This window comes from Mesorhizobium sp. M7A.F.Ca.CA.002.04.1.1 (assembly GCF_004022805.1).
In the GTDB taxonomy this organism is placed as follows: Bacteria; Pseudomonadota; Alphaproteobacteria; order Rhizobiales; family Rhizobiaceae; genus Mesorhizobium; species Mesorhizobium ciceri.
In genome coordinates this window covers 1-10305 of sequence record NZ_RZPL01000122.1, presented here as the reverse complement: position 1 = coordinate 10305, position 10305 = coordinate 1, and the positions used below count along the sequence as shown (strand labels likewise).

Annotated in this window: 9 protein-coding genes; 3 read left to right on the top strand and 6 right to left on the bottom strand. The window is 63.9% G+C overall.

What is annotated here, in order from left to right:
- The 6 genes from ENZ75_RS09175 to ENZ75_RS09150 form a co-directional block, all read right to left on the bottom strand.
- On the bottom strand, positions 1-497 hold a 497-nt coding region (locus ENZ75_RS09175; RefSeq protein WP_164887768.1), incomplete at its 3' end, for an LLM class flavin-dependent oxidoreductase.
- A 69-nt stretch (positions 498-566) separates the two neighbouring features.
- A complete protein-coding gene (locus ENZ75_RS09170; RefSeq protein WP_013530497.1) occupies positions 567-1454 on the bottom strand; it encodes an ABC transporter permease in 888 nt (295 codons plus the stop codon).
- On the bottom strand, positions 1451-2410 hold the full coding sequence (locus ENZ75_RS09165; protein WP_013530496.1) for an ABC transporter permease: 960 nt from the start codon (positions 2408-2410) through the stop codon (positions 1451-1453). Before ENZ75_RS09165 ends, ENZ75_RS09170 begins: the two co-directional genes overlap by 4 nt.
- Before the next feature lie 7 nt (positions 2411-2417).
- Positions 2418-4055: an ABC transporter substrate-binding protein gene (locus tag ENZ75_RS09160; protein ID WP_024503938.1), complete on the bottom strand. Its 1638-nt coding sequence runs from the start codon at positions 4053-4055 to the stop codon at positions 2418-2420.
- 34 nt (positions 4056-4089) lie between these two features.
- Positions 4090-4866, bottom strand: coding sequence for a DUF427 domain-containing protein (locus ENZ75_RS09155; protein ID WP_024503939.1), 777 nt, complete (start codon positions 4864-4866; stop codon positions 4090-4092).
- Between the two features lie 14 nt (positions 4867-4880).
- Positions 4881-6239 carry an LLM class flavin-dependent oxidoreductase gene (locus ENZ75_RS09150; RefSeq protein WP_024503940.1) on the bottom strand — a complete coding sequence of 453 codons (1359 nt, stop codon included), beginning with the start codon at positions 6237-6239 and terminating at the stop codon, positions 4881-4883.
- A gap of 191 nt (positions 6240-6430) precedes the next feature.
- Between ENZ75_RS09150 and ENZ75_RS09145 the strand changes: the two genes are divergently transcribed.
- From ENZ75_RS09145 to ENZ75_RS09135, 3 genes are all read left to right on the top strand, one after another.
- Positions 6431-8239: an ABC transporter ATP-binding protein gene (locus tag ENZ75_RS09145; RefSeq protein ID WP_063168684.1), complete on the top strand. Its 1809-nt coding sequence runs from the start codon at positions 6431-6433 to the stop codon at positions 8237-8239.
- A gap of 204 nt (positions 8240-8443) precedes the next feature.
- The gene (locus ENZ75_RS09140) at positions 8444-8860 is read left to right on the top strand and encodes a hypothetical protein (RefSeq protein WP_063168685.1); all 417 of its coding nucleotides are present in this window, start codon (positions 8444-8446) and stop codon (positions 8858-8860) included.
- Between the two features lie 290 nt (positions 8861-9150).
- A partial coding sequence (locus tag ENZ75_RS09135) for an ABC transporter ATP-binding protein (protein ID WP_164887767.1) occupies positions 9151-10305 on the top strand: 1155 nt, incomplete at its 3' end.

Below are 10305 nucleotides of genomic sequence, written 5' to 3'. Positions count from 1 at the left end.
AGGTTGGGGAACATTGGCCGTGGATTGGGCTGGGCGAACCCCTCGCCGCGCAGCGTCTCGAGGAAGACCTCGGCGTGGTGCCTTGCCATGTCGGCGTCGCTCTGCCCTTCCGGCGGCGCGTAGCCAAAATGGCGCCAGCCATCGATCACCTGCTCGGGCGAGCCACGGCTGATGCCGAGCTGCAGGCGCCCGCCGGCGATGATGTCGGCGGCACCGGCATCCTCGGCCATGTAGAGCGGGTTCTCGTAGCGCATGTCGATGACCGCGGTGCCGATCTCGATGCGGCTGGTCCTGGCGCCGACCGCCGCCAGCAGCGGGAACGGCGACGCGAGCTGGCGGGCGAAGTGATGCACGCGAAAATACGCGCCGTCCGCGCCCAGCTGCTCGGCGGCGACAGCCAGCTCTATGGATTGCAAAAGCGCGTCCGAAGCCGAGCGCACTTGCGATTGCGACGAGGGCGTCCAGTGCCCGAACGACAGGAACCCGATTTTCTTCATAATCATGCGATATAAGGATGCGCGTCAGGCTTCAATGCAAAAGAGATTTTTTGGCGCCCGGATCAAGGCTCATGCATCGCTATTCTCGAAGGCGCCAATGCCTTGTGCGATCAGGTTGGTCGCCATCACCAGCGAGACGATTGCCCCGGAATTGAAGACGACGACCCACCATTTTCCGCCGGTCAGGAAGCCATAGCCGTCGGCGACGGCCAGTCCCCAGTCGGCCGATGGCGGCTGAATGCCGAGGCCGAGAAAGCTCAGCGTCGCGATCGAGAAGAACGCGTAGCCCAGCCTTGTGACGAGTTCGATGAGGATCGTTTCCCTGATGTTGGGCAGGATCTCCAGGAACATGATGGCGAGCGGGCCTTCACCGCCAAGCCGCGCGGCGCTGACATAGTCGCGCTGCTTCTGCTCACGCACGGCGGCGCGAACGGTGCGCGCCACCAGCGGCGCGTAGGCGATGCCGATCACCAGGATGACGGTCAGGTTCGACGGGCCGATCGCCACCAGCGTCATGGTGACGAGAACGATGAACGGAAACGCCATCAGCGTATCGAGCAGCCGCGCGCCGATGGCATCAGTGAGGCCCTCGAAATAGCCGAGCACCAGGCCGATGATGCTGCCGGCGGCAACCCCGGCCAGCGTCGCCAGCGGCGCAACCAGCAGGATGTCGCGCGAACCGACGATGATGCGGGACAGCACATCGCGGCCGAGCTGATCGGTCCCGAACCAGTGCAGCGCATCGGGCGGCGTCAGCGTCGCCAGGAAATCCTCGGCATAGGGATCGTAGGGAACGAAGAGGTTGCCTGCTATGGCGCAAGCGACCCAGAACAAAAGCAGCAGCAATCCGACCACGACCGACGGCGGCAATCCGGCGAAAGCACTGCGAATCCGGCGCACTGCCGAAAAGCCCGCCACGGCGCGCTGCAGTGCGGGAAACTCGGCCAGATCCGTCATGGCGAGGTCCGGCGGCGTTGCCGCGGATCGAGCAGCGCCAGCAAGAGGTCGCCGGCCGCCGCCGACAGCACGAAGATGGCCGCCATCACCAATACGCCTGCCTCCAGCATCGGGAAATCACGGGCCTTGGCCGCGTTCAGGACCAGATTGCCAAGTCCCTGGATGCCGAACAACGCCTCGATCACCACCAGCCCACCCAGCATGTATCCGGTCTGCGTCGCCAGCACCGCGACGGTCGGCGTCAGCGCATTGCGCAGCACGTGCCGAAAGATGATCTCGCGCCGCTCGAGCCCTTTCAGGACGGCGGTGCGCGTGTAATCGGCGGCGATCGCCTCGATCACGCCTGCTCGCGTCATCCGGGCGATATAGCCGGAAAGGTTCAGCACCAGCGGCAGCGCCGGCAGGATCAGATAATAGCCATGCGTCCAGAAGCCCGCGCCATCGGGCGCAACTCCGGAGATCGGGAACCAGTTCAGCCACAGGCCGAAAACGATGAGCAGCATCAGGCCGGAAACGAAATCAGGCACAATGCCGAAGGAGACGCCCGCCATCACGATCAGCCGGTCGATGAGGCGGCCCGCATTGAGACCGGCGATGACGCCGGCACCAACGCCGAGCGGAACGAGGAAGAGCAAAATAATCCCGGCAAGCGCCGCGGAGCGCTTGAGGCTTTCCAGCACGAAGGGCGCCACCGGCCCGCGCATCGACAGCGAGGTGCCGAAGTCACCGGTGACCGCTTTGCTGAACCAGAGCCAATACTGGACGAGAACCGGCTGGTCGGCGCCTAGCCGCTTGTTCAGTTCCGCCACCGCTTGCGCGTCGGCAAAAGGCCCGAGCATGACACGGCCCACATCGCCGGGCAGGACCTGCCCGGCGAAGAACACCAGAATGCTGACCAGCCACAGGGTGAGGACAAGTGTGCCCACACGCGCTGACAGAATGCGACCGGTCAGCATGTCGCGATCATGCCTGGACGAAGGAAACGCGGTCGAGCAGGAGATGCGAAATCGCGGTGAAGCGTACGCCCTCGACCTTGGAGCTGACGATGCGGCTGTATTGCGAGAAGTAGCTGATGATCGCCGGCGTCTCGTCGAGCAGCAAGGTCTGGATCTTGCGGGCAACAAGGCGCTGTGCCTGCAGGTCGCGCGCCTTCGAGTAGTCAAGCAGCAGCGCGTCATAGGCCGGGTTGTTGAAATGTGCCGCGTTCCAAGCTCCCGAACTCTTTAGCGTGGCGTTGAGGAAGATGTCGGGCGTGCCGCGGTGGCCATAGTCGGTGATGCCGAGCACCGAATCCAGCCATGGCGAACTGCCAAACGTCGCCGAGCCGTAATAGGCGTCCTGCGGCAGGACATTGAGCTTGACGTCGATGCCGGCCTTCTTGGCGAAGTTCTGGATGATGACCGCATAGTCGGGAATGTCATAGGCGCGTTCGGTGGTCAGCGTCACCTCGAAGCCGTTGGGCACGCCCGCCTCGCCAAGCAGCCGCTTGGCCTCGGCAATGTCCTGCTTGCGCTGCGGCACCGATGGATCGGCCGAGGGGAAGATCGGCGCGAACGGCGTGTCGTTGCCGACGATGGCGCGGCCCTTGAGCAGGCCCTTGACCACAGCCTCTCGGTCGATCGTGAGCGCCAGCGCGCGGCGGATGCGCTTGTCGGTAAACGGCGCCTGGTCGGTCCTGAGATGCACCTGGTCGTGCGAGCTCGCCTGCACGCTCAGCAGCTTGAAGTTGGGATTGCCCTCGATCGCCAGCTCCAGCCGCGTCGTGCTTGGGATCACGTCGAGCTGGCCGGCCTGCAAAGCCAGCACCTGTGCCTGCTCGTCGTCGAAGAACTTGATCTCGATCCGGTCGGGCAGCGCCTTGTCGCCCCAGTAATTCTCATTGCGCACGAAGCTGGCGCCTTGCTTGGGGCGGAAGGATTCGAGCTTGAACGGACCGGTGCCGTTGAAAGTCTTCTCGAAATCACCGGCATAGTCGGCAGGCAGGATGACGGCATTGTAGACGTCGGAGGAGACATAGAACGGGAAGTTGCTGTTCGGACCGTCGAGATCGAAGGCGACGGTTTCGTCGTCGACCAGCTTGGCGCCGCCCTTGGACAGGATGCCCTTGTAGGCGGACAACGCCGACGAGCCGCTGGCCGGATCGACCAGCCGCTCGAAGCTCGCCACAACGTCTTTGGCGGTGACCGCGCGGCCATCGTGGAATTTTACCCCTTGCCGCAATTTGAAGGTCCAGCGGCTGGCCGTCTCGTTGGCCTCCCAGGACAGAGCCAGCTTCGGCTGCAGACCATCCTTCGGATCGTCGAGGATCAGATACTCGCCGACCTGGCTGATCACCCCGATGCTGGCCGGATCGGTGACCGAAACCGGATCGATCGCCTTGGTCGGCTGGCCGAGCCCGACGCGAACCGTGCCGCCGCCGGCAGCCGCGGCGCGCGCGCCTCCCAACCCCTGCGAGGCGGCAAAGCCGGTCAGGCCGAGCAGTGCGGCATATCTGAGGAGATCGCGGCGCTTGAGAAAGCCGCCCTGATGTTCGTCGACGGCGACATTCCAGATGTCCCCCGACAGATTGCGAACTGCGTCGATATCTCTGCGTCTGGTCATTTTGAAACCCTGCTTTGAAATGAAGATTGAAAATCTATGCGACGGGCTCGCCGTCGAGATGGATGCGGTCGACGGCCTGCGGATAGAAGGCGATGAGGCCCTTGATCTTCGGCATTTCCTCAATGGGATCCCGGTAGCTCCAGGCGATATCAGGGCGCACCGAACCGTCGCTCAGCAGGCCGGACCAGTAAGAGGCGATGCCCTTGTAGGGACATCGCGTCGTGGTGACGGACGCCGTCAGCCGCTCCAGCCGGATGTCTTCCGCGGGCAGATAAAAACGCGTCGGCAGATGCGTCTCGAACAGCAGCACCGGGCGGTGGCTGTCGGCGATCGGCTCGCCGTCGAACCAGATCTGCAAATGGCTCGAGCTTTGCAGAACATCGATGCGTGCATAGGGATCGCGGGCGTGGACGAAGACTTCCTCTTCCTCCTCGAACCACTGGTCGACGGCCTTCCAGGTGAATGCAATGCGGCCGGCCAGCGGCGCCAGGTTTTCATCCGGCGGTGACACGAACGACCACGCCGCGTTGGCGCTGCGCCTGTCGCCGCTGTCGATATCCCAATAGGCGGTCTCGCCACCGACCGGATGCGGCTCGCGATGCAGCGAAGGTTTCAGCACCGATGGGTCGACCGCTGACGGCGGGAAGAAATAGATCGGCAGGAAATGGTTGGAGCGCAGCACCAGCACGTTGCGGCTGTCGGCGATGGTGCGGCCGCCGAATTTGACGCGCACACGCTTGGGGCTGTGCAGGACATTGACGAGCTGCGGCGCGGTCGCTTCGCGTGGCTGCAATCTTGGTGCGACGGTCATGATCGTTCTTCCGGTCAGGACACGGCACGCGCATTGTCGCGCTGCTCGGCGAAGCGGTTGGCGGGCCGCGCCAGGCCGAAACGGTCGCGCAGCGTTCCCGGCCCGTATTCGGTCGGGAAGACGCCGCGCCGCTGCAGCTCCGGCACCACCTGTTCGGCAAAATTCACCCAGTCTTCTGGCAGCAGCGGGAACATCAGGTTGAAGCCGTCAGCGGCACCCGAAACGAACCAGTCCTGCAACTGGTCCGCGATCTGTACCGGCGTGCCGGCAACCGTCGGCACCGAACCGCTGTTGGCGAGCTTGCGCGCGATCTCGCGCAGGCTGAGATTCTGCTTCGCCCACTGCTTGACCCGGTTGAGCGATGTGCGCCCGCCATTGAACGTGCTTTCGTCCGGCAGCGGCGGCAGCGGCCCGTCCGGCGGGAACAGCGACAGGTCCAACCCGCTCCAGCTCGACAGAAGGTCGATGCCGACCTGATCCGGCAGCAAGGTCTGCAGGTATTCTTGCTTTTCCCGGCCTTCCGCTTCGGAGGCGGCGACGATCGGCAGGATGCCGGGCAGGATCTTGAAGCTCTCCGGCCGCCTGCCGTGGCGGGCCAGCCGCTCGTTGATGTCCTGACGGTATTTGATGCCATCCTCCTTGGTGCTGTAGATGGCGAAGTGCGCATCGGCCTGGGCGGTGGCGAAGTTCTTGCCATCTTCGGACGAGCCGGCCTGGACGATTAGCGGATGGCCTTGCGGCGGCCGCGAGACGTTGAGCGGCCCACGCACCTTGAAGTGCTTGCCCTTGTGATCGATAGGATGGACCTTGTCGGGGTCGGCGAAATGGCCTGACGCCTTGTCGATCAGCAGCGCCTCGTCTTCCCAGCTGTCCCACAGCGCCTTGACGATATCGAGGAATTCGGCCGCGCGCTCATAGCGGAAAGCATGTTCGATATTGCCGTCGCGGCCGAAATTGCGCGCCTCCTCATCCATGGCCGAGGTGACGACGTTCCACGACGCCCTGCCCTTGCTGATATGGTCGAGCGAGGCGAACATGCGCGCCACATTGTACGGCTCGCTGTAGGAACTCGACGCCGTGGTGATCAGGCCGATATGCTTGGTCACGCTAGCCAGCGCCGATAGCAGCGTCAGCGGTTCGAGGCGGGCATTGGCGTAATGGGCGACGCCGCTCTTGACTGAATCCCAGATCGACACGTGGTCGGCGACGAAGATGGTGTCGATCCTGGCGCGTTCGGCCGCCTGCACGAGATCGCGGTAGAATTCGAAATCCAGTACCTCCCGCCCCGGCGCCCTCGGGTGGCGCCACGACATCCGATGATCGCCCTGCGGGTTGAAGAAGAATGCGCTGAGGATCATGTGGTCTCGAGCCATGCCGGGCCTCCTTCCAGATCTGCTCCGGAGACCGTCGCGCTGCCTCGGCAGACGGCGACAATCTCTGCTGATGCGAGAAAGGTAGATTGCGCTCCGGCTTAATTCGAGTAAATTTATAGAGATAATGAATTGCGAAAGCGGAAGCGATTGCCCTCGATGGCGGCGCTGGAAGAAAGTGGTTTCAAGTCCCCATGTCCTCCTCGGTTCTGAACGTAGACCAGCTGTCCGTGGCCTATGACGGGCGCAAGGGATCGCATCCCGCCGTCAGCGGCGTGTCACTGCACATCGGCGAAGGCGAAGCGCTCGGCCTGGTTGGCGAGTCGGGATCGGGCAAAAGCTCGGTGGCGCTCGCCATATTGCGCTATCTGCCGAAAAACGCCCGCATCGCTGCGTCGGCGCTGGAATTCCAGGGCCGCGAAATCCGCGACCTTTCCGCCGAGCAACTGCGCCGGCTCAGGGGAAATCATATCGCCGCGGTCTACCAGCATCCCGGTGCTGCCCTCAATCCAAGCATGACGATCGGCCGCCAGATCACCGAGACGGTCATGCGGCATCGCCCGGTTCGCCTCGAAGAGGCGCGCGGGCGCGCCGCCGAACTGCTGGGCCGCGTCCGGGTCAGCCATCCGGAGCGGGTGCTGGATCTCTATCCGCACGAACTCTCCGGCGGCATGCAGCAGCGCGCCAACATCGCCATTGCCATTGCGCTCGACCCATCGCTGCTGGTGCTGGATGAGCCGACGACGGCGCTCGACGCCAGCGTCCAGTCCGAGATCATCGCCATCCTCTCCGACTTACGCAAGGATCACAAAACCAGCATCCTGCTGATCAGCCACGACATCAATATGATCCGCCGCTCCTGCGACCGGGTGGCGGTGATGCAGGCGGGAACCGTGGTCGAAAGCGGCGTCGCGAGCGATGTCTTCGACAACCCCTCTCACGCCTACACCAAGGCGCTCATCGCCTCGATCCCGGCGCTCAACTACACCAAGCGGGACGGAAGACTGGCGGAGACGGACGGCGTGCCAGCGCACCCAATGGCCCAAGGCGAAGACGCCGGCCTGCCAAAAGAACGCCGCATCGCGATCGCCTGCAAAGGCATCAGTCATGCCTTCGGCAGCCAGCCAGTGCTGCACCACGTCGATCTCGACATCGGCCAGGGCGAGACCTTCGGGCTGATCGGCGAGTCCGGTTCTGGCAAGTCGACCCTGGCACGGATCGTCACCGGTCTGCAGACGCCAAGCGCCGGATCGGTCGAACTGTTCGGCAGGACGGTCGCGCCGCGCGTCGAGAAGAGAAACCTTGCCGAACGCCGCGACGTGCAGATGGTCTTCCAGTCGCCGGATCGCACGCTCAATCCGCGCCAGCGGATCGGCACGATCCTCGGCCGCCCGCTGCGCAGGCTCGCCGGCCTGCGCCGCAGCGAAGTGAGAGCCCGCGTCGGCGACCTGCTGCAATCGGTTCGCCTCGCCGGCGCCACGGCCGAGCAGAAGTCGCGTTCGCTGTCCGGCGGCCAGCGGCAGCGGGCGGCAATCGCGCGCGCCTTCGCCGGCGTGCCGAAGGTCGTCGTGCTCGATGAACCGACCTCCGCGCTCGACGTCTCCGTCCAGGCGACCGTTCTCAACCTGCTCAACGACCTGCAGCGCGACAAGGACACGACCTATCTGTTCATCAGCCACGACCTCAGGGTGGTGCGCTACATGGCCGACAGGATCGGCGTGCTCTATCGCGGACGCCTGGTCGAAACCGGCTCCTCCGACCAGATTTTTCGCGGCCCCAACCACCCCTATACGGCCCTGCTTTTGGCTGCGTCCTCCGACGAAGCTGCGCCGAGACTATCCGCTCCAATCGAGATCGAGGCAGCCGGCGTCCCGAATACGGGGTGCTCCTTCGCCGACCGCTGCCCGCTGGTCCTGCCCGACTGCCGAAAGGCGGAGCCGCCGGCCCGAGAGGTCGCGGCCGGCCACCGGATCGCCTGCTGGCGGCACCGCCAGGGTTTTTGAGCGGCTCAACAGCAGTCCGAAGGTCCGCCGCGGCGGGGTTTTTGCGGCAAGCAGATGGTCGATGTACGAACCTCTCTGACGGCTGCCGCCAAGTTCACGCGGCTATGCCGGGGTTGGGAGCTTCCTCGCATACAATTACATTCGTTTATGCTAATATATTTCAGCCATGCACATTCGTTCATGGCGAACATGTGGGAGGATGCGATGAAAACCATGAATCGCAGGTCTGCAATTGCTCTCGGTGTGACGGCTGCCGCGATAACGCCTCTGTTCACCCTGGCGGCATCAGCGAAGAAATACGGCCCGAAGGAAGGCAAGGAGATTGCGCCCGGTGTCAGGGTGGTTGAGGTCAGCACCGGCAACTCCGACATTCCCGCCTACAAGAGCATCGCAATTGTCGACGTGGTATTTCAGCCCGGCGCACACGCGCCTCAGACGGTGATGGACAACGATATGGTCTGCACCATTGCTTCAGGTGCGTTCACGATCAAGAAGGCCGACAAGGAATTCAAGCTCAAGACGGGTGACATGTACACCTGCGCCAAAGGCAAGACCGACGAGGCGACAAATACAAGCAAGGAGGTCGGCGTGCATCGGATCGCCGTCCTGATACCTGCCTAGCAAACCGGAATCCGGCCGGATGGGAGGTCGCATTCCGTCCGGCCGTCGCTTGCGTACACTAGGTGCTGACCTCGTCCGGCCAACGCCCTTCGGCAAGATCGGCAGGATTACGCCGCTGGTGCCAGCCGGGTCACAGCCGCATGTTCGCTTTCCTTCAGGCACAGTGCGATGCCGGCATTGGCTCTTGAAGGGCCAAGCCAGACCCGCGTAACATAGCGCCAAGTCAACCGCTCACATTGAGTCTGCTTTATTAGTCCGGGCTAACGTCCGGATTGGTTTGGATATTTTCCTTGAACACGCAAGCAACCAGCAGCGCACCGGAGCGCGGCAAATCGTTTGCCCATGTGGCGGAAGCCTCCTGGGGCAAGGGCCTCAGCACCTTGCTCCGCATCGTGCGCATGACGCTGCGCCATCCCTGGCAGGTCGCCATCACCATCGTCTCGACCTTCATCGCCGCGACGCTGCAGCTTTTCATTCCACGCCTGCTGGGACGCGCCATCGACCAGGCGCAAGGTGTGATGGCCGCGGGTGCCGGCGCTGCGGCGGAACAGGCGCTGTGGAACACGGCGCTGACGCTGCTCGTCGTCTCGATCCTGCGCGGCCTCTTCACCATGGCGCAGAACTACTATGGCGAGGCCGTCGGTCATCGCACCGGCTATGAACTGCGGCTGGCCTTCTACGAGAAGATCCAGCGCCTGAGCTTCGCCTACCACGACAGGGTCCACACCGGCGATTTGATCACGCTCGGCCTGCTCGATCTCGACGGCGTGCGCATGTTCTTCTCCACCGGCATTTTGCGTGTGGTGCTGCTCGGCGTGCTGATCGGCGTCGGCGCCTATCTCCTGATCAGCACCGATCTCATGCTCGGGCTGCTCAGCCTGAGTTTCGTGCCCCTCGTCGCCTGGCGGTCCTCGGTCACCCAGCTGGCGTTGCGCAGCACCTGGTTGACTTTGCAGGAGCGGCTGTCTGTGCTGAGCCGGGTGATGGATGAGAACCTCGGCGGCATCCGCGTCGTGCGGGCCTTTGCGGCACAGCGGCATGAGCTGGAAAAATTCGACCGCGCCAAGCTGTCGGCGCTGGAGCTTGCCAATCAGCGCGTCGACATCCGCGTCTCCAACACCAGCGCCATGAACTTCTCGTTCCTGGCCGCCATGGGGCTGGTGCTCTGGTTCGGCGGCCAGAAAGTGATTGCAGGCCAGATCAGCGTCGGCACGCTGGCCCAGTTCCTCACCTTCATGACCATCCTGCAGATGCCGGTGCGCCAGCTCGGCCTTATGGTCAACTCCTTCGCGCGCGCCTCGACCTGCGGCAGCCGGCTATTCGAACTGCTCGACGCCGAGCTCGACATCGAGGACGCGCCCGGCGCCAAGGATCTCGTCGTCACCGATGGCGTGCTGCGCTTCCACAATGTCGGCTTCCGCTACGAGGGCGCGGGCGACCGGCCG